Consider the following 19,852-nt stretch of genomic DNA (forward strand, 5'->3'; position numbering starts at 1 on the left):
TTTACGTCAGTACGTCAGGCGACCAGCTGTTCCATTACGCGTTGATACATCCGCGCCAGCAGCTGCAGGTCGGCGGCGTTCACACATTCATTAATTTTGTGAATCGTGGCGTTCACGGGGCCCAGCTCTACCACCTGCGCCCCCATGCGCGCGATAAACCGTCCGTCTGAGGTGCCGCCGTTGGTTAACAGCTGCGGTTTGATCTCATTATAGTGCTCAATCGCGTTGACGACCGCATCCACTAGCTTGCCCCGTCCGGTGAGGAACGGTTGGCCGGAGAGCCACCACTCCACGCTGTAACGCAGCTGGTATTTTTCCAGCAGGGCGACCACCCGGGCTTTGATCATCTCGTCCGTCAGTTCCGTACTGAAGCGGAAGTTGAACTGGACGAATATATCGCCAGGGATCACGTTGTTGCTGCCGGTGCCGGACTGCACGTTGGCAATCTGCATGCTGGTCGGCGGGAAGTATTCATTGCCTTTATCCCACTCGATAGTGACCAGCTCCGCCAGCATCGGCGCCGCGCGATGGACGGGGTTATCGGCAAGGTGCGGATAGGCGACATGGCCCTGTACGCCGTGAATGGTCAGATTGCAGGTCAGCGAGCCGCGGCGGCCGTTTTTCACCACATCGCCGACCACTTCGGTACTGGAGGGTTCGCCGACCAGACAGTAGTCCAGACGCTCGTTACGCGCCATCAGCGTCTCCACCACTTTGACGGTGCCGTTTTTGGCGCTGGCCTCTTCATCAGAGGTAATCAAAAACGCCAGCCGGCCCCGGTGGTTCGGGTACTGCGCGACAAAACGCTCAGCGGCAACCACCATCGCCGCCAGCGAGCCTTTCATATCTGCCGCCCCGCGGCCAAACAGCATCCCGTCGCGGATGGTGGGTTCGAACGGCGGATTGATCCAGCGGTCGGCGTCGCCTGCCGGGACCACGTCGGTGTGGCCGGCGAAGGCCAGCGTCTCGCCGTGGCCGCGCCAGGCCCAGAAGTTCTGCGTATCGCCGAAATCCATCGGTTCAACGGTAAAGCCGATCGCACGCAGGCGTTCAATCATTAACGCCTGGCATCCCGCATCATCGGGGCTAAGGGAAGGGCGGCGAATAAGCTGCTGAGCCAGCTCAATGACCGGGCAAGACATAGACTATACCTCGTTAAACTGCTGATAACTTGCTTCACTAAAACCCAGCAGCATAGGACGACCGGGCGCGCAGAGCAATGGGCGTTTGATAATCGCCGGCATTTCCAGCATCAATGCGGCGGCGGCATCGGCATTATCGATGCTATTGCGCAGCGATTCGTCCAGCTTGCGCCAGGTGGTGCCGCGGGTGTTCAGCAGCGCCTGCCAGCCCAGTTCGGCAATAAAGGTATCCAGTTGCGCGCGGTCGAGGCCATCGGCGCGGTAGTCATGGAAGCGATAGTCAATCTGATGCGCTTCCAGCCAGCGGCGAGCTTTTTTAATGGTATCGCAGTTTTTAATTCCGTACATGGTGAGCATAGATAAACCTTTAACATTCAATTAAGCGGTTAACTCAGATATTTCCGAATATATAAGCCTTATTGAAATAATACGTGATTCAGATGAATAAATATAACTTTTTACCGGGTATCTTATGCCATGTTTTCGGGTGCTTAAAATTCGCCCAGTCGCGGGCATGATGTGAGGGCACTAACAATATTACGAAAATGTTGCCTGATGGTGCTCTGCATCACATAATTTTTACATACGAGACGGCATAGTGGCGGCAACCAGAGGTTTTATCTCTGTCAGCGGTCCACAAGACAATCAGAGCAATAGGGGAGCTCAACTTCCCATCAGCAATGAAGTTATATAGAATCGACCATAATAATAAGAGAGGCTATTATGATTGAACATGAACTGGGGAACTGGAAAGATTTTATTGAAGGCATGCTTCGTAAATAAATTTCCGCAATGTGAGCAGGGGAATAACGCGACGTAAATAAGCGCGTCATGGTTCTGAACACATAAAGAAGGCGACCATCCAGGTCGCCTTTTCTGTTATTCCGGCTCGCCGCCGACACCCGACGGTTTATTGCGGACGCTCCTTCAGCGGAAAGCGGCGGCGCACCAGCACAAAGAACAGCGGTACGAAAAAGATGGCCAGCACGGTGGCGGAGATCATCCCGCCCATCACCCCGGTACCGACCGCATGCTGGCTGCCGGAGCCGGCTCCGGTGCTGGTGGCCATCGGCAGGACGCCGAAGATAAACGCCAGCGAGGTCATCAGAATGGGGCGCAGGCGCTGACGGCAGGCCGACAGCGTGGCGCTGAGCAGATCCTGGCCTTTCTCGTTGAGCTCATTGGCGAACTCGACGATCAGAATGGCGTTTTTCGCCGACAGGCCGATCACCGTCAACAGGCCCACCTGGAAGTAAACGTCATTCTCCAGGCCGCGCATCCAGGTCGCAAGCAGGGCGCCAATCACCCCGAGCGGGACCACCAGCATCACCGAGAACGGCACCGACCAGCTCTCGTACAGCGCCGCCAGGCACAGGAACACCACCAGCAGAGAAATCGCGTACAGGGCCGGCGCCTGAGCGCCGGAGAGGCGTTCCTGATAGGACATGGCGGTCCATTCGAGGCCAAAGCCGGTTGGCAGCTGCGCGGCCAGTTTCTCCATCATGTCCATCGCGGTACCGGTACTGATGCCCGGCGCCGCCTCACCGACGATCTCCACCGCCGAATAGCCATTGTAGCGCTCCAGACGCGGCGAGCCGGTTTCCCAGCGCGAGGTGGCGAAGGCCGAGAACGGCACCATCGTGCCGCTGCTGTTGCGGACGTACCAGAGATTGATATCGTCAGGCAGCATTCGATATTTCGCCGCCGCCTGGACGTAGACTTTCTTCACCCTCCCGCGATCCATAAAGTCGTTGACGTAGCTCGACCCCCACGCGGTTTGCAGCGTATCGTTGATGTCGTCAATGGAGACGCCCAGCGCCTGAGCTTTACGCTGATCGATATCGACCTGCAGCTGCGGGCTGTCGTCGAGCCCGTTATGCCGGACCCGGGTCAACAGCGGGTTTTTACCCGCCAGCTCAAGCAGCGTATCGCGCGCCGCCATCAGCGCATCGTGCCCCTTACCGGCGTGATCTTCCAGCTCCATATCGAAGCCTGCCGAACTGCCGAGGCCGCTGATCGCCGGCGGGCTGCTGGCGATGACCCGGGCTTCGTTGATCTGATTAAACGCTTTGGTGGCGCGTTCAATAATGGCAAAGGAGGAGCCGGTTTGCGGATCGCGCTGGTCCCAGTCTTTGAGGCGCACGAACATACGGGCTACGTTCTGCCCGTTGCCGCCGGGGCCGGAGCCAACGGTAGCGAACACCGACTCCACGTTTTGCCTCTCGTTATTGAGGAAGTAATCTTCCGCTTTCTGCACCACTTTCAGCGTCTGCTGTTGGGTGCTGCCGCTCGGCAACTGTACCGAGGTGGTGAACATCCCCCGATCCTCCAGCGGCAGGAATGAGGTGGGCAGATGCAGGAACAGGAACACCATCCCGCCGAGCAGAACGACGTAGATCAGCATCCAGCGCAGCGAGCGATGAAGAATTTTGCCGACGAAGGTTTCATAGCGGCTGGCGCTGCGGTTAAAGGTGCGGTTGAACCAGCCGAAGAAGCCTTTTCTCTCATGAGATTCACCTGGCTTAACCGGTTTGAGCAGGGTGGCGCAAAGGGCCGGGGTGAGGATCATGGCCACCAGCACCGAGAGGACCATCGCCGCGACGATAGTAATTGAGAACTGGCGATAGATAGCGCCGGTGGTGCCGCCGAAGAAGGCCATCGGCACAAACACCGCCGACAGCACCATCGCGATCCCCACCAGCGCGCCCTGAATTTGTCCCATCGATTTGCGGGTGGCTTCCCGCGGCGACAGGCCTTCCTCGCTCATGATGCGCTCAACGTTTTCCACCACCACGATGGCGTCATCCACCAGCAGGCCGATAGCCAGCACCATCGCGAACATCGTCAGGGTGTTGATGCTGTAGCCACAGGCATAAAGCACCGCGAAGGTGCCCATCAGCACCACCGGCACGGCGATGGTCGGGATCAGGGTGGCGCGGAAGTTCTGCAGGAACAGATACATCACGAGGAAAACCAGCAGGATCGCCTCCAGCAGGGTTTTCACCACGTCGGTAATGGAAGCCTTCACGAAGGAGGTGGTCTCATAGGCGACTTTATATTCCAGCCCGTGCGGGAAATACTGCGACAGCTCATTGAGGCGAGCGATCACGCGCTCCGCGGTGGCCATTTCGTTGGCGCCGGAGGCGAGCTTAATTCCCAGGCCAGAGGCGGCCTGGCGGTTATAGCGGCTAAGATAGTCGTACTTCTCCGCCCCCATCTCCACGGTAGCGACATCGCCGAGGGTCACTTCTGAACCATCCTGATTGACGCGCAGGGTGATATTGCGAAACTGTTCCGGGGTTTGCAGCAGAGATTGCGAGTTGATGGTGGCGTTCAGCGCCTGCTTATCGACGGAAGGCGTGCCGCCGAGCTGGCCGACGGCAATCTGGGCGTTCTGCGAACTGATGGCGTCGGTAACATCCTTGGTGGTCAGCTGGAAGCTATTGAGCTTTGCCGGATCGAGCCAGATGCGCATTGAGTATTGCGAGCCGTAGGCGTCGATATCCCCTACGCCGTTGACGCGGCTGAGCGGGTCCTGAATGTTACTGGCGACGTAGTCGGCGATATCCTGTTTATCCATACTGCCGTCGGTGGAGACGAAGGCGAGGGTCAGGATATTGGTATCGCCAGTCTTGCGCACCGTTACCCCCTGGTTTTGCACCGCTTGCGGCAGTTTACGCATCGCCGACTGCAGCTGGTTTTGCACCTGCTGCACGGCTTCATCCGGGTCGGTACCGGCGGTAAAACTGAGGGTGATGGTCGCCTGGCCGGTGGCGCTGCTCTGGGATGACATATACATCAGGTTATCGAGGCCGGTCATATTCTGTTCGATAACCTGGGTGACGGTATTCTCCAGGGTTTGCGCGGAAGCGCCGGGATAGTTGGCCGTGACCCGCACATTCGGCGGGGCCAGATCGGGATACTGTTCAACCGGTAGCGACAAAATGGCAAGGGTGCCCGTCAGGCATAACAGGATTGCCAGCACCCACGCAAAAATGGGGCGATCGATAAAGAAATTCGCCATCAGAATAAAAACCTCATATGCACATGTTCTTGTTATTGCACAGCCTGTGCCACTTTAGCCCCAGCGCCTCCGGCAATCGTGGAGAAATTAAGGAGATAGTGTAATTTATCATGTTGCTTTTGCCGTATCGTAAAGAAACATCGAACTTTCCTGCCGCCGGGTCGGCCACTCCGCTTCGCCCGCAGCACCCGGGGACGCATTATTCCTTGCCGGTGTGAAACCTGATTTCATTTAAGTCAAAAAAATTGATCCAAAACGGATTCTTTCCAGAAAAAGGGTATCCTGGGCAAATGAACATTGTTCCGGCCTCGTCTTGTCGGGTAATAAATAGGCATGCGCATTAAGGGGTTATTCACCAATAAGACAAAAGGAAGCCATGAACCACTTTATATTGAGCGATAGCCGAAAATGTATCGGTTGCCAGGCCTGCGAAGTGGCCTGCGTAATGGCGCATAACGAGGAGCAACATGCGCTGACCCCGCAGCGCTTTTTGCCCCGTATCACCGTGATTAAAGCAGAAGGGCAGCGTAACGCCATCACCTGCCGCCACTGCGAAGACGCCCCCTGCCTCCGCAGCTGCCCCAACGGCGCCATCGCCCAGACTGGCGACAGCGTTCAGGTCTGTCAGGAGAAATGCATTGGCTGTAAATCCTGCATGGTGGCCTGCCCGTTCGGGGTGATGCAGGTCGTGGTCACGCCGGAAGCCGCAGGCCAGGTGAAAGCCAGCGCGCAAAAATGCGATCTATGCGCGGGCCGCGAGGCGGGACCGGCCTGTGTGGAAAACTGTCCGGCGCAGGCGCTGACCCTCGCCGACGATGAGACATTGACCACGCTGGCCAGGCAGCGGCGTCTGCGATCGGCCTGCCAGGAGGCGCAGCCGTGGCAGCGCGGCGCGGCCCCCGCCAGGCAGCCCGACGCCGGCGAGAAGGCCAGGCAAATGGCGATGACGCCGCCGCGCGGAGAGCCGGATAAGCTGGCGGCGGAGGCGCGTAAGAGCCACTTTGAGGAGATCTATCAGCCGTTCACCCCGACGCAGGCACGGCAGCAGGCCGCCCGCTGCCTGAAATGTGGAGAACACAGCATCTGTGAATGGACCTGTCCACTGCATAACCACATTCCGCAGTGGGTCGAGCTGGTGAAGGCAGGGGATATCGCCGCCGCGGTCGCCCTGTCCCATCAGACCAACTGTCTGCCGGAGATCACCGGCCGCGTCTGCCCTCAGGACCGGCTGTGTGAGGGCGCCTGCACCCTGCGCGATGAAAGCGGCGCGGTCACCATCGGCAATATTGAGCGATTTATATCCGACCAGGCGCTGGCCAGCGGCTGGCGTCCGGACCTCTCGCAGGTTAAGCCGAGCGGCAAACGGGTGGCGATTATCGGCGCCGGACCGGCCGGGCTGGCCTGCGCCGATGCGCTGGTGCGCCACGGCGTACAGCCGGTGGTCTTTGACCGTCATCCGGAGATCGGCGGCCTGCTGACCTTCGGCATTCCGGCGTTCAAGCTGGATAAGTCACTGCTGGCCCGGCGGCGGGCGATTTTCTGCGAGATGGGCGTCCACTTTGAGCTCAACTGCGAGGTGGGGAAAGATATCCCCCTGGCGACGCTGCTGGCTGAGTATGACGCGGTGTTCGTCGGCGCCGGAACCTATCGCTCCATGAAGGCCGGCCTGCCGAATGAAGAGGCGCCCGGGGTCTACGACGCGCTGCCGTTTCTTATCGCCAACACCAAACAGGTGATGGGGCTGGCGGAATCGGCGCAGGAGCCTTATGTCAACACTGCCGGGCTGAACGTGGTGGTGCTGGGGGGCGGCGATACGGCGATGGACTGCGTGCGCACCGCGCTGCGCCATGGCGCCCGCCAGGTGACTTGCGCCTATCGGCGGGATGAAGCCAACATGCCGGGCTCGAAAAAAGAGGTCAAAAATGCCCGCGAAGAGGGGGCGCTCTTTGAGTTTAACGTCCAGCCGGTGACGCTTGAGCTGGACGAGAACGGACGGGTGAACGGGGTTCGCTTTTTGCGCACCGAGCTTGGCGCGCCGGACGCCGGCGGAAGACGCCGCCCGACGCCGATCCCCGGCAGCGAGTTTGTTATGCCGGCAGAGGCGGTGATCATGGCCTTTGGCTTCCACCCGCACCGCATGCCCTGGCTGGAAGCGGCCGGGGTGGCGCTGGACAGCCAGGGGCGGATTAAAGCCGGAGTGGAGAGCCGTTACCGTTATCAGACCAGTCAGGAGAAGATCTTTGCCGGCGGCGATGCCGTGCGCGGCGCCGACCTGGTGGTAACGGCGATGGCGGAAGGCCGTCATGCGGCGCAGGGGATCCTTGACTATCTGGGGCTGAAAACGACGCCGCTTCACTGACGACAAACCCGGCTCCGCAGCGTAGTATGAGGGCGTCCTTTTACGCTGTGGGGTCGGTATGTCACTCAATATTCACGTCATTAAAGATAAAATCCTCTCTGAGAACTGGTTCGTACTACGCAACATGACCTATGAGCTGACGCGGGCGGACGGCAGCGTCGTGCGCCACAAACGCGAGGTCTACGATCGCGGCAATGGCGCCACCGTGCTGCTGTATAACCGCCATAAGCAGACGGTGGTCCTGGTGCGTCAGTTCCGGGTCGCCACCTGGGTCAATGGCAATCATGACGGCATGCTGATTGAAACCTGCGCCGGGCTGCTGGACAACGACGAGCCGGAGGCCTGCATTCGGAAAGAGGCGGTGGAAGAGACCGGCTATGAAGTGGGCGAGGTGCGAAAGCTGTTTGAGCTGTTTATGTCGCCAGGCGGCGTCACCGAAGTGGTGCATTTCTTTATCGCCGAGTACAGCGACGCCCAGCGAACCACCAGCGGCGGCGGGGTGGATGACGAAGCCATTGAGGTGCTGGAACTGCCCTTTAGCCAGGCGCTACAGATGGTCGCTGATGGGGAGATCCGCGACGGGAAAGCGGTCATTCTGCTGCAGTATCTGCAAACCTCCGGCCTGATGTCGGGGAACTCTGACAAATCCGATTGAGTCAGCGGCTGCCGTTGTCCAGGATAGGCGCCGTGGTCGGGTTTATCTGGGGTCGGGCGGTTCATGCTTTTTCGCATCATTTTTTTCCTCTTTCTGGCGGTGCTGCCTTGCTCACAGGCATGGTCGGCACCGGCGCTGCAGCGCTTCAACGACTGGCAGGTCACCTGTAATAACCAAAATTTCTGCGTCACCCGCAACGTGGGGCTGCATTATGGTCTGGTGATGACCCTCAGCCGCAGCGCCGGGGCGGCTACTGACGCCAGCCTGCGTATCGAACTGGGCGGCACCGGCAATCCGGTGGCGACGCTCGCGCCGATAGCGCCGCGCCTGCTGCTGGATGGTAAACCGCTGTCCCTGACCGACAAGCGCTGGCGCATTGAAGATAAACTCATTAAAACCGACGACAGCGTGACGATCGATGCCTTCCTCCAGCGGGTCCAGGAGGGAAAAACCCTCTCACTGGCCAACGGCCTGCAGACCATCTCCCTGCAGGGGCTGAAAGCGGCCCTGTTATTTATCGATGCCCGGCAAAAGCGGGTGGGCAGCGAAACGGCCTGGGTCGGCAAAGGGGAGGAGCCGCCGCTCAGCGTACCGCCGGCGCCGGCGCTGCGCGCGGTGGCGAGCGCGGTCACGGCGCAGTCGCCGCTGGGACGTGATGAACTCAACGATCTGATGGACTACGGCAATGAGCGGATGAGCAACAGCAACTGCTCCCTCGATCCGTTCCGCCGCGAAATTCGCGTTACTGCGCTGACGGATGACAAAGTGCTGCTGATGACCAGCTGCGAATCCGGGGCGTACAACACCGTCTGGCTGGCCTGGCTGGTCTCCCGCCAGCGCCCGTATGTCGCCCGTCAGGTGCGGCTGATGCTGCCATTTCAGCCGCCCGGCGAGGCGCCGCGGGAGATTGAGCTAATTAACGCCAGCTATGATGACCGCCGCCATGAGCTGGTGACCCTGGACAAGGGGCGCGCGTCTGGCGATTGCGGGATCCAGACCCGCTGGCGTTTTGACGGCCAGCGGTTCAGCCTCTCCCGTTACGCGCAGCAGCCGACATGCGACAACTGGCAGGGGCCAGACGCCTGGCCCACGCTGTGGATCACCCGTTAAGCACCTGTTCGGCGGTGGCGACGATATGGTCGACCGTAAAGCCAAAGAACGGGAACAGCTGCTCCGCCGGGGCGGATTCACCGTAGCCGGTCATGCCGACGATCTTGCCTTTTAAGCCGACATATTTATACCAGTAGTCCGCTATCCCGGCCTCGACGGCCACCCGGGCGCTGACGTCCGACGGCAGCACCGACTCGCGCCAGGCCTCGTCCTGAGCGTCAAACACGTCGGTGGAGGGGAGCGAAACCACCCGCACATTCACTCCGTTGGCCAACAGTTTTTCCGCCGCCAGGACGGTGATTTCCACTTCCGAGCCGGTGGCGATAAGGATCAGGTCGGGTTTGCCGCCGGCATCCTTCAGCACGTAGCCGCCCCGGGCGATATCCTGAACCTGTTGCGGGGTACGCGGCATCTGCGCAAGGTTTTGTCGCGACAAGATCAGCGCCGTCGGTCCGCCCTGACGCGCGATGGCCGCCTGCCAGGCGACGGCGGTCTCCACCTGGTCGCAAGGGCGCCAGGTGCTGAAGTTGGGCGTCAGCCGCAGACTGGCCAGCTGTTCCACCGCCTGGTGGGTCGGACCGTCTTCCCCAAGACCGATGGAGTCATGGGTATAGACCATGATCTGCCGGGCCTTCATCAGGGCCGCCATGCGCGCGGCGTTGCGGGCGTATTCCACAAACATCAGAAAGGTCGAGGTATAGGGAATGAAGCCCCCGTGCAGGGCGATGCCGTTGGCCACCGCGGTCATGCCGAATTCGCGCACGCCGTAGTGAATATAGTTGCCGGCGGCATCCTCTTTAATCGATGTCGAGCCAGACCAGATGGTCAGGTTACTCGGCGCGAGATCCGCCGAACCGCCCAGCAGCTCCGGGAGGTGCGGGCCGTACGCGTTCAGCGCATTCTGCGAGGCTTTACGGCTGGCGATCTTCGCCGGCTCGGCCTGCAGCTTCGCCACGTAGTCACGCGCCGTCGCGGCAAAATCTTCCGGCAGGGCGCCTGCCATGCGACGGGTCAGCTCAGCGGCCAGTTCCGGGAACTGCTGCTGGTAGGCGGCGAATTTCTCGTTCCAGGCGTGCTCGGCTTTTTCGCCGCGTGGCCGCGCATCCCAGCCCTGATAGATCTCTTTCGGGATCTCAAAGGGCGGATATTTCCAGCCCAGCTGCTGGCGGGCCAGGGCCACCTCTTTTTCACCCAGCGCCGCGCCGTGCGACTCCTCTGAGCCGGCTTTGTTGGGCGAACCGAAGCCGATGATGGTCCGACAGATGATCAGCGACGGCTTATCTTTCACCGCCTGCGCTTCCGTAATGGCCTGTTTGATGGCCTGCGGATCGTGGCCGTCGATATCGCCGATCACATGCCAGTGGTAGGCGCGGAAGCGTTCCGCTGTATCGTCGGAAAACCAGCCTTCGGTTTTGCCGTCGATGGAGATGCCGTTGTGATCGTAAAAACCGATCAGCTTGCCTAGTCCGAGCGTGCCTGCCAGCGAACAGGCTTCATGGGAGATCCCCTCCATCAGACAGCCATCGCCCATGAAAACCCAGGTGTGATGGTCGATAATCTCATGACCGGGGCGGTTAAACTGCGCCGCCAGGGTGCGTTCGGCAATGGCCATACCGACGGCGTTCGCCAGCCCCTGGCCCAGCGGGCCGGTGGTGGTCTCCACCCCGGGGGTATAGCCATGCTCCGGGTGACCCGGCGTTTTAGAGTGCAGCTGGCGGAACTGCTTCAGCTCTGACAGCGGCAGATCGTAGCCGGTCAGGTGCAGCAGACTGTAGAGCAGCATCGACGCGTGGCCGTTGGACAGAATAAAGCGGTCGCGGTCCACCCAGCCAGGGTTCTGCGGATTGTGCTTAAGAAAATCGTTCCACAGCACTTCGGCAATATCTGCCATCCCCATTGGCGCACCGGGGTGGCCGGAATTGGCTTTCTGCACCGCGTCCATACTGAGGGCGCGGATGGCGTTGGCAAGCTCTCTTCGGGACATAGTTTTCTCCGTGAGACTAAAGTGACAGTTTGGCGGCAAGCAGATCTTCCAGTTTGCGTTGATCGACGGCGAACAGGCGGATACCCTCCGCCAGCTTTTCGACCGCCATAGGATCCTGATTATGTTCCCAGCGGAACTCCGCCTCGCTGAGCGGCACCGGGCGCGGCAGGATCTGGCTGGCAGGGATCAGTTTGCGCACCACCGGGGCGTCGCTGGCCTGCAGCTCTTTTAATAAAGGCGGGGCGATGGTCAGGCGGTCGCAGCCGACCAGGGCGAGGATCTGCTCGGTGCGGCGGAAGCTGGCGCCCATCACGATGGTGTTGTATTTATGCTGTTTGAAGTAGTCATAGATATTGCGCACGGATTTCACTCCTGGATCTTCCTCAACCACGTAAGGATCCAGCGGTTTGCGCGCCTGATACCAGTCATAAATACGCCCGACGAAAGGGGAGATCAGATAGACACCGGCTTCGGCGCAGGCCCGGGCCTGGGCGAAGGAAAACAGCAGCGTCAGGTTGCAGTGGATCCCCTCTTTTTCCAGCGTTTCGGCGGCGCGGATCCCCTCCCAGGTGGAGGCCAGCTTGATCAGGATCCGTGACTTATCAATGCCCATCTCCTGATACAGCGCCACCAGATGGCGCGCCTTCTCGATACTCTTCTCCCGGTTGAAGGAGAGCCGGGCGTCCACCTCGGTGGAGACACGGCCAGGAATGCTTTTGAGGATCTCCGCGCCAAAATTGACCGCCAGCTTATCGCAGGCGTGAGTTACCTGCGCTTCGCGGCTGCCTCCTTGCTTTTTGGCCCAGGCGATCGCGTCGTCGATGAGTCCGCTATAGGACGCCAGCCCGGCGGCTTTCAGCAGCAGGGAGGGGTTGGTGGTGGCATCTTCCGGATGGTAGTGGCGGATGGATTCGATGTCGCCGCTGTCGGCGACCACGGTGGTGAACTGCTTAATACTGTCTAGCTGATTCATGGATAAGTCCTCCTGGAACAAGGTGTTACATGAGTGCTTGCCGGTATGCGGTATAAATATTGATGAGGTACATAACCAAAAAGCATAGCAGACGGGGCTATTATTGGCGGCGAATCCGGGTAACATAACCGCTATAAATTGATAACAACCAGATCATAGCGATGGCCAGAGTTTGGCGGTGTTCAAAGTTTATCGCCCCGCCAGGAGGGATACTGTCTGCCACTGAAAGGTGAACGACAGGATGGTCATCACGCTTTTTCCCTACGAACGATACGTGAAAGAAAGGAATATAAAATGGATGAGCAGTTAAAACAGAGCGCCCTCGACTTCCACGAATTTCCGGTTCCCGGAAAAATCCAGGTCTCGCCGACCAAACCTCTCGCCACCCAGCGTGATCTGGCGCTGGCCTACTCGCCGGGCGTCGCGGCCCCCTGTCTGGAAATCGAAAAAGATCCGCTGGCGGCCTACAAATATACCGCCCGCGGCAACCTGGTGGCGGTCGTCTCCAACGGCACCGCGGTGCTGGGGCTTGGCAACATCGGCGCCCTGGCCGGCAAACCGGTAATGGAGGGCAAAGGCGTCCTGTTTAAGAAATTTGCCGGCATCGATGTGTTTGATATCGAAGTCGATGAGCTGGACCCGGACAAATTCATTAACGTCGTCGCCGCCCTTGAGCCGACCTTCGGCGGCATCAACCTCGAAGATATTAAAGCGCCGGAGTGTTTCTACATTGAGCAGCAGCTGCGCGAGCGGATGAATATTCCGGTGTTCCATGACGATCAGCACGGCACGGCGATCATCAGCACCGCGGCGATCCTCAACGGCCTGCGCGTCGTTGAGAAGAATCTGTCCGACGTGCGGATGGTGGTCTCCGGCGCGGGGGCGGCGGCTATCGCCTGCATGAACCTGCTGGTGGCGCTGGGGATGCAAAGGCACAACATCGTGGTCTGCGATTCGAAAGGCGTTATCTATAAGGATCGTGAGCCGAACATGGCGGAAACCAAAGCGGCCTACGCAGTGGAAGACGACGGCAAACGCACCCTCGATGACGTGATCGACGGCGCGGACATTTTCCTCGGCTGCTCTGGTCCGAAAGTGCTGACCCCGGAGATGGTGAAGAAGATGGCGCGCGCGCCGCTGATCCTCGCCCTGGCCAACCCGGAGCCGGAAATTCTGCCGCCGCTGGCGAAGCAGGTCCGCGATGACGCCATCATCTGCACCGGCCGCTCCGACTACCCTAACCAGGTCAACAACGTCCTCTGCTTCCCGTTCATCTTCCGCGGCGCGCTGGACGTCGGCGCGACGGCGATCAACGAAGAGATGAAGCTGGCGGCGGTGCATGCCATTGCCGAGCTGGCCCATGCCGAGCAGAGCGAAGTGGTCGCCTCCGCCTACGGCGATCAGGATTTAAGCTTTGGCCCGGACTACATTATTCCGAAACCGTTCGATCCGCGGCTGATCGTCAAGATCGCCCCCGCGGTGGCGAAGGCGGCGATGGACTCCGGCGTGGCGACGCGCCCGATCGCCGATTTTGACGCCTATATCGAGAAGCTGAGCGAGTTCGTCTATAAGACCAACCTGTTTATGAAGCCTATCTTCTCTCAGGCGCGCAAAGATCCGAAGCGCGTGGTGCTGGCGGAAGGGGAGGAGACCCGGGTGCTGCACGCCACCCAGGAGCTGGTGTCGCTGGGGCTGGCCAAACCGATTCTGGTGGGGCGCCCGAGCGTGATTGAAATGCGCATCCAGAAGCTGGGCCTGCAGATCAAGGCCGGCGTTGACTTCGAGATCGTCAATAATGAATCCGACCCGCGGTTTAAAGAGTACTGGAGCGAGTACTACCAGCTGATGAAACGCCGCGGCATTACCCAGGAGCAGGCGCAGCGGGCGGTGATTAGCAACACCACGGTGATTGGCGCCATCATGGTTCACCGTGGCGAAGCGGATGCGATGATCTGCGGCACCATTGGCGAGTACCACGACCACTACCGCGTGGTGCAGCCGCTGTTCGGCTATCGCGACGGCGTCAGCACCGCTGGGGCGATGAACGCGCTGCTGCTGCCGAGCGGCAACACCTTTATCGCCGACACCTATGTCAATCACGATCCATCGCCGGAAGAGCTGGCGGAGATCACCCTGATGGCGGCGGAAAGCGTGCGTCGCTTTGGTATCGAACCGCGGGTGGCGTTGCTGTCGCATTCCAACTTTGGCTCTGCCGACTGCCCGTCCGCCAGCAAGATGCGCAGAACCCTTGAGCTGGTGAAGGCGCGCGCGCCGGAGCTGATGATCGATGGCGAAATGCATGGCGACGCCGCGCTGGTGGAAAGCATTCGCAACGATCGCATGCCGGACAGCCCGCTGAAGGGGTCGGCCAATATTCTGGTGATGCCGAATATGGAAGCCGCCCGGATCAGCTATAACCTGCTGCGCGTCTCCAGTTCGGAAGGGGTCACCGTCGGGCCGGTGCTGATGGGGGTAGCGAAGCCGGTGCATATCCTGACGCCGATCGCCTCTGTGCGTCGCATCGTGAATATGGTGGCGCTGGCGGTTGTCGAAGCGCAAACCGAACCGCTGTAAACGTCATAAAAAAGCCCCGGTACTCCGGGGCTTTTTGGTCTGATTTGGCGTCGCTCAGATCCAGGCTTTCACTTTAATAAACTCGTTCAGCGCCGCCTCAGGGCTGCCGGCCTCCGGCTGGTAATCATATTCCCAGCGTACCAGCGGCGGCATCGACATCAGAATAGATTCCGTCCTACCGCCGGTCTGCAGACCGAACAGGGTGCCACGGTCCCAGACCAGATTGAATTCGACGTAGCGGCCGCGGCGATAGAGCTGAAAATGGCGCTCACGCTCGCCGTACGGCGTGGCTTTTCGGCGTTCGACGATGGGTAAATAGGCGTCAGCGTAACCGTTACCCACTGCCTGCATAAAGGCGAAGCAGTGGTCAAAATCCGGGGTGTTCAGGTCGTCAAAGAACAGACCGCCTATCCCGCGCTGTTCCTGGCGGTGCTTCAGATAGAAATACTCATCGCACCATTTTTTATAGCGCGGATAGACGGCTTCCCCGAACGGCAGACACAGATCGCGGGCGGTACGATGCCAGTGGACGGCATCCTCTTCAAAGCCGTAGTAAGGGGTTAAATCAAAGCCGCCGCCGAACCACCACACCGGCTCGGCGCCAGGCTTTTCGGCAATAAAGAACCGCACGTTGGCGTGGCTGGTGGGCACATAGGGGTTCAGCGGATGGACCACCAGCGAAACGCCCATGGCTTCAAAGCTGCGTCCGGCCAGTTCCGGGCGGTGGGCGGTGGCGGAGGCTGGCATGGCGTCGCCATGGACATGGGAAAAGTTGACCCCCGCCTGCTCGAACACATTGCCGTCGCGCAGCACCCGGCTGCGTCCGCCGCCGCCTTCCCGCCGCCAGGCGTCTTCAATAAACGGCGCGCCATCCACGGCGCTTAGCTGCTGACAGAGGCTGTCCTGCAGCTGGAGCAGAAAAGTTTTAACCTGCGCGGCATCGGGTTTCATTAACGTCTCTTCGAATGGGCTTTCTGGTTATCGAACCAGTGGAAATAGCTGATAATGCCGTTGGCAATCGCGGTGGCGATTTTCTGCCGGAAGGCGGTGGTGCCGAGCAGTTTTTCCTCGTTCGGGTTCGTAATGAACGAGGTTTCCACCAGCACGGACGGTATAGACGGCGACTTCAGCACCACGAACGCCGCCTGTTCGGTATTGCGGCTGTGCAGCTTATGCACCGGCTTGATCTTTTTCAGGATATGCGAGCCCAGCGTCAGGCTGTTTTTAATGGTGTCGGTCTGTACCAGATCGAACAGCACCTGCTGCAGCAGATGGTCTTTATCCGTCGCTTTCTTACCGGCGACCTCGTCGGCGCGGTTTTCGCGATCGGAGAGGTATTTCGCCATGGCGCTACTGGCGCCGCGGTTTGACAGAGCGAACACCGAGGCGCCGGCAGCGCTCGGGTTGGTGAAGCCATCGGCGTGGATCGACATAAACAGATCGGCGCCGTGCTGATGGGCAATCTCCACGCGGTCATACAGCGGGATAAAGGTATCGCCGGTGCGGGTCAGGCGGGCGTCAATGCCGTTGCTGCGCAAGATGCTGCGCACGTTCTTAGCGATCGCCAGCACCACATGCTTCTCTTTCGAGCCGTTATGGCCGATAGCCCCGGTGTCGATGCCGCCGTGGCCCGGGTCGAGCATCACAATGCGGCGTGCGCCGGCCTTTTTGGCGGCGGGTTTGCTGTGTCCATTTGATGTTTTCAGTGGCTGCTCTTTTGCGCTGACCTGTGCAGTGACGCCGCTCAGCGTCATGGCAGCCAGCCCGGCTTTCAGCACCTGACGGCGCGAAGCAAGTATTTTTAAGGGTTTAAAAGTGCTCATTCGGCCTGAATTGTAAACAAGTGATGTCCAATGTTATATCGTATCGCGTTTGCCGTTACGACCATTCAAAATAAGAATTGTTTTACTTTTCATTTCAATACATGACAAAGTCATATTATGCCATTTTTTGTCGCTGATTTCGCCTGATATTGGCTATCAGTCATATTCGCGCCATAATCACTGTTTTTAACCGTCAATGGTGGGGAATACCATGGAGATTCGCGTTTTTCGCCAGCAGGATTTCGAAGAGGTTGTGACGCTGTGGGAGCGTTGCGATCTGCTGCGTCCCTGGAACGATCCGGAGATGGATATTGAGCGCAAGCTGAATCACGATGTCAGCCTGTTCCTGGTGGCGGAAGTGAACGGCGAAGTCGTCGGTACGGTGATGGGCGGATATGACGGCCATCGCGGGTCGGCCTACTATCTGGGCGTCCATCCGGAATATCGCGGTCGGGGGATCGCGAACGCGCTGCTCAACCGTCTGGAGAAAAAGCTGATTGCTCGCGGCTGCCCGAAAATCAATATTATGGTCCGCGAGGACAACGACGTGGTGCAGGGGATGTACGAGCGGCTGGGCTATGAGTACGCCGATGTTCTGACCCTGGGCAAACGCCTGATTGAAGATGAAGAATACTGAGTTTATCCCCGCCGATTTTGATGCCCATGGCCGTCTGCGTCTGCCTTTCCTTTTCTGGTGCGTGCTGTTGTTACAGGCCCGCACCTGGGTGCTGTTCTTGATGGCCGGCGCGTCGCGTCAGCAGGGCGACGCGATTCTAAATCTGTTCTATCCCGATCACGACCGCTTCTGGCTCGGTCTACTCCCCGGCGTGCCGGCGGTGCTGGCCTTTCTGCTTAGCGGCTATCGTCAGCGCCTGCCGCGCCTGTGGCGGGCGATGCGCTGGCTGCTGGTGTTATCGCAAGTGCTGCTGTTGCTGTGGCAGCCGATGCTATGGCTGAGCGGCGAATCTCCTTCCTCGCTGACCATCGGACTGCTGGCGGCGGATGGTTATGCCCTGTGGTGGCTGGCGACCAGCCGTCGCCTCGGCGCCTGTTTTCGCCAGACCACCTTTTAATGGCACTTTTTGCCGATCGTGAACTCCAACATGCGTTGAATGACTCAGAAAGGATTGTGATATGAAATCGCTACGTGTAATGCTCTGCGCGCTTCCGCTGGCGCTGACCGGCTGCTCAACGATGAGCGCGGTCAACTGGTCGGCGGCCTATCCGTGGAACTGGTTTGGTTCTTCCACCGAGGTGACCGAGCAGGGGGTGGGGAAACTGACGGCGTCCACGCCGCTCAACGAACAGGCCATTAGCGATGCGCTGGGGAGCGACTACCGTTTGCGCAGCGGAATGAAGACCGATAAGGGGAATATCGTCCACTACTTTGAAGCGCTGAAAGACAACAGCGTGGCGCTGACCATCAATGGCGACAACGGCGCCATCAGCCGGATTGACGTGCGTGATGCCGAAATCAAAACCGCCAGCGGCGTGAAAATCGGCACACCGTTCAGCGACCTGTACAGCAAAGCCTTCGGCAACTGCCAGAAAGCCAGCAATGACAATGGCGCGGTCGTCGAGTGTCAGGCCGAGGGGAGCCAGCATATCAGTTACGCCTTCACCGGTCACTGGAGCGGCCCGGACGAGCTGATGCCCTCCGACGATACGCTGAAAAACTGGAAGGTCAGCAAAATTATCTGGCGTCGCTAAATTGATCTGAAGAGACACGACGGCCCTGAAAAACGGTTACAATGGCGCGTTAGCAACGCGACAGCGTTGTAGTTGCATCATTTCAGGAGGAGCGATGTCTCAGGTTCAGAGCGGCATTTTGCCGGAACATTGCCGCGCGGCGATTTGGATTGAAGCCAATATCAAAGGGGACGTTAACGCCCTGCGCGAAGCGAGCAAAAATTTTGTCGATAACGTGGCCACCTTCCAGGCTAAATTCCCCGACGCTAAACTCGGTGCGGTGGTGGCGTTCGGCAATACCGTCTGGCGTCAGCTGAGCGGCGGAGAAGGGGCGGAGGAGTTAAAAGATTTTCCGGTCTACGGCAAAGGGCTGGCGCCATCCACCCAGTATGACCTGCTGATTCATATTTTATCCGCCCGCCATGAAGTGAACTTCTCGGTGGCGCAGGCCGCGCTGGCCGCCTTTGGCGACGCTATCGAGGTGAAAGAAGAGATCCACGGCTTCCGCTGGGTGGAAGAGCGTGACCTCAGCGGCTTCGTCGACGGCACCGAAAACCCGGCGGGGGAAGAAACCCGTCGTGAAGTGGCGGTGATCAAAGACGGCGTGGATGCGGGCGGCAGCTACGTATTCGTCCAGCGCTGGGAGCATAATCTCAAACAGCTGAACCGCATGAGCGTGCCGGATCAGGAGATGATGATTGGCCGCACCAAGGAAGCCAACGAAGAGATCGATGGCGACGCACGTCCGGTCACGTCTCACCTGAGCCGCGTTGACTTAAAAGAAGATGGCAAAGGGCTGAAAATCGTCCGCCAGAGCCTGCCGTATGGCACCGCCAGCGGTACCCATGGCCTCTATTTTTGCGCCTACTGCGCGCGTCTGTACAACATCGAGCAGCAGCTGCTGAGCATGTTCGGCGATACCGACGGCAAACGCGACGCGATGCTGCGCTTCACCAAACCGGTGACCGGCGGCTATTACTTCGCGCCGTCCCTGGAGCGTATTCAGGCGCTGTAATGCTTTCCCCTCACCCTAACCCTCTCCGTGAGGGAGAGGGCCGGGGTGAGGGGGAGAGTTCCTCGAGCGTGCGCAGGATCACCTGCAGCACGCCGGTTTCGTTCCGGTCATACTTGTTATTCCAGAAGCGTAAAACGGTCCAGCCCTGCTGCTTAAGCCATGTTGTGCGCCGGGCATCGTATTCAGTCCGGCTGTCATCCTGGCCGCCGGCGAACTCAATCACCAGGCGAAATCTTGAATATAGGGTCCAGCGGGATGCTGGCGGTGAAACTTGTAGCTGGCAGAACGGCGATCGCGCAGCTGGTGCCACAGGCGGCGCTCCTGCGGCGTCAGGTGGCGGCGCAACTGCCGGGCGTCATTTGTGCTGTTTTCCATTAACAAAGTGTGCCACGCTGTTCGCTCCTCATCCGATTTCATCACCTTATTTGCCAGCCGCTTTCAGCTAAGCTTTGCCAGGTGCTTATTCCCTTTTCGACTTCCAAATCGCCAAACGGTATATAAAAC

General features: G+C 59.4%; 16 protein-coding genes and 1 pseudogene. 9 read left to right on the forward strand and 8 right to left on the reverse strand.

The window, feature by feature from the left end; genetic code table 11:
- Window positions 1-14 precede the first annotated feature (14 nt).
- Entirely contained in the window at window positions 15-1,142 is a 1,128-nt protein-coding gene (gene dapE / locus ABLV52_RS18440) for a succinyl-diaminopimelate desuccinylase (RefSeq protein ID WP_348890730.1), read from the reverse strand.
- A gap of 3 nt (window positions 1,143-1,145) precedes the next feature.
- Window positions 1,146-1,499, reverse strand: a complete 354-nt coding sequence (locus ABLV52_RS18445) for an ArsC family reductase (protein ID WP_023290610.1) — start codon at window positions 1,497-1,499, stop codon at window positions 1,146-1,148.
- 366 nt (window positions 1,500-1,865) lie between these two features.
- On the opposite strand from ABLV52_RS18445, the gene ypfM reads away from it, so the two are divergent.
- Complete coding sequence (gene ypfM, locus ABLV52_RS18450; protein WP_100181659.1) at window positions 1,866-1,925, forward strand: protein YpfM; 60 nt, start codon at window positions 1,866-1,868, stop codon at window positions 1,923-1,925.
- Window positions 1,926-2,052: 127 nt separating this feature from the next.
- Here the strand turns inward: ypfM and acrD are convergent, their stop codons facing one another.
- Window positions 2,053-5,166 carry a multidrug efflux RND transporter permease AcrD gene (gene acrD / locus ABLV52_RS18455; protein ID WP_023290609.1) on the reverse strand — a complete coding sequence of 1,038 codons (3,114 nt, stop codon included), beginning with the start codon at window positions 5,164-5,166 and terminating at the stop codon, window positions 2,053-2,055.
- A 376-nt stretch (window positions 5,167-5,542) separates the two neighbouring features.
- On the opposite strand from acrD, the gene aegA reads away from it, so the two are divergent.
- From aegA to ABLV52_RS18470, 3 genes are all read left to right on the forward strand, one after another.
- Window positions 5,543-7,525 (forward strand): formate-dependent uric acid utilization protein AegA, encoded by a 1,983-nt coding sequence (gene aegA, locus ABLV52_RS18460; protein WP_348890731.1) that lies wholly within the window; start codon window positions 5,543-5,545, stop codon window positions 7,523-7,525.
- Window positions 7,526-7,583: 58 nt separating this feature from the next.
- Window positions 7,584-8,180, forward strand: coding sequence for a GDP-mannose pyrophosphatase NudK (gene nudK / locus ABLV52_RS18465; RefSeq protein WP_002913754.1), 597 nt, complete (start codon window positions 7,584-7,586; stop codon window positions 8,178-8,180).
- A 63-nt stretch (window positions 8,181-8,243) separates the two neighbouring features.
- Entirely contained in the window at window positions 8,244-9,290 is a 1,047-nt protein-coding gene (locus ABLV52_RS18470; RefSeq protein WP_348890732.1) for a DUF1176 domain-containing protein, read from the forward strand.
- On the opposite strand, the gene tkt is transcribed toward ABLV52_RS18470, so the two are convergent.
- The gene (gene tkt / locus ABLV52_RS18475) at window positions 9,280-11,274 is read right to left on the reverse strand and encodes a transketolase (RefSeq protein ID WP_023290606.1); all 1,995 of its coding nucleotides are present in this window, start codon (window positions 11,272-11,274) and stop codon (window positions 9,280-9,282) included. The genes ABLV52_RS18470 and tkt overlap by 11 nt on opposite strands.
- A gap of 16 nt (window positions 11,275-11,290) precedes the next feature.
- Window positions 11,291-12,247, reverse strand: a complete 957-nt coding sequence (gene tal / locus ABLV52_RS18480; protein WP_023290605.1) for a transaldolase — start codon at window positions 12,245-12,247, stop codon at window positions 11,291-11,293.
- A gap of 294 nt (window positions 12,248-12,541) precedes the next feature.
- Here tal and maeB point away from each other — a divergent pair, with 294 nt between their 5' ends.
- Window positions 12,542-14,821: an NADP-dependent oxaloacetate-decarboxylating malate dehydrogenase gene (maeB, locus tag ABLV52_RS18485; RefSeq protein WP_348890734.1), complete on the forward strand. Its 2,280-nt coding sequence runs from the start codon at window positions 12,542-12,544 to the stop codon at window positions 14,819-14,821.
- Between the two features lie 54 nt (window positions 14,822-14,875).
- Here maeB and hemF read toward each other — a convergent pair whose 3' ends face one another.
- Both hemF and amiA read right to left on the reverse strand, forming a co-directional pair.
- Entirely contained in the window at window positions 14,876-15,772 is an 897-nt protein-coding gene (hemF, locus tag ABLV52_RS18490) for an oxygen-dependent coproporphyrinogen oxidase (RefSeq protein WP_348890735.1), read from the reverse strand.
- Window positions 15,772-16,644 (reverse strand): N-acetylmuramoyl-L-alanine amidase AmiA, encoded by an 873-nt coding sequence (gene amiA / locus ABLV52_RS18495; RefSeq protein ID WP_004201984.1) that lies wholly within the window; start codon window positions 16,642-16,644, stop codon window positions 15,772-15,774. The genes hemF and amiA overlap by 1 nt, the downstream gene beginning before the upstream one ends.
- A gap of 211 nt (window positions 16,645-16,855) precedes the next feature.
- On the opposite strand from amiA, the gene ABLV52_RS18500 reads away from it, so the two are divergent.
- The 4 genes from ABLV52_RS18500 (at window position 16,856) to ABLV52_RS18515 (ending at window position 19,348) form a co-directional block, all read left to right on the forward strand.
- The gene (locus ABLV52_RS18500) at window positions 16,856-17,281 is read left to right on the forward strand and encodes a GNAT family acetyltransferase (RefSeq protein WP_002913637.1); all 426 of its coding nucleotides are present in this window, start codon (window positions 16,856-16,858) and stop codon (window positions 17,279-17,281) included.
- The gene (locus ABLV52_RS18505) at window positions 17,268-17,717 is read left to right on the forward strand and encodes a DUF2919 domain-containing protein (RefSeq protein ID WP_032453690.1); all 450 of its coding nucleotides are present in this window, start codon (window positions 17,268-17,270) and stop codon (window positions 17,715-17,717) included. The genes ABLV52_RS18500 and ABLV52_RS18505 overlap by 14 nt, the downstream gene beginning before the upstream one ends.
- Before the next feature lie 61 nt (window positions 17,718-17,778).
- Window positions 17,779-18,354, forward strand: a complete 576-nt coding sequence (locus ABLV52_RS18510; RefSeq protein ID WP_348890736.1) for an RpoE-regulated lipoprotein — start codon at window positions 17,779-17,781, stop codon at window positions 18,352-18,354.
- 94 nt (window positions 18,355-18,448) lie between these two features.
- Window positions 18,449-19,348: a Dyp-type peroxidase gene (locus tag ABLV52_RS18515; RefSeq protein ID WP_048297987.1), complete on the forward strand. Its 900-nt coding sequence runs from the start codon at window positions 18,449-18,451 to the stop codon at window positions 19,346-19,348.
- A 78-nt stretch (window positions 19,349-19,426) separates the two neighbouring features.
- Here the strand turns inward: ABLV52_RS18515 and ABLV52_RS18520 are convergent.
- Window positions 19,427-19,765 (reverse strand): annotated as a pseudogene (locus ABLV52_RS18520) (DUF559 domain-containing protein).
- Between the last annotated feature and the right edge of the window lie 87 nt (window positions 19,766-19,852).

Origin of the sequence: Klebsiella sp. GB_Kp056, from assembly GCF_040064755.1 — a bacterium.
Lineage (GTDB): Bacteria > Pseudomonadota > Gammaproteobacteria > Enterobacterales > Enterobacteriaceae > Klebsiella > Klebsiella quasipneumoniae.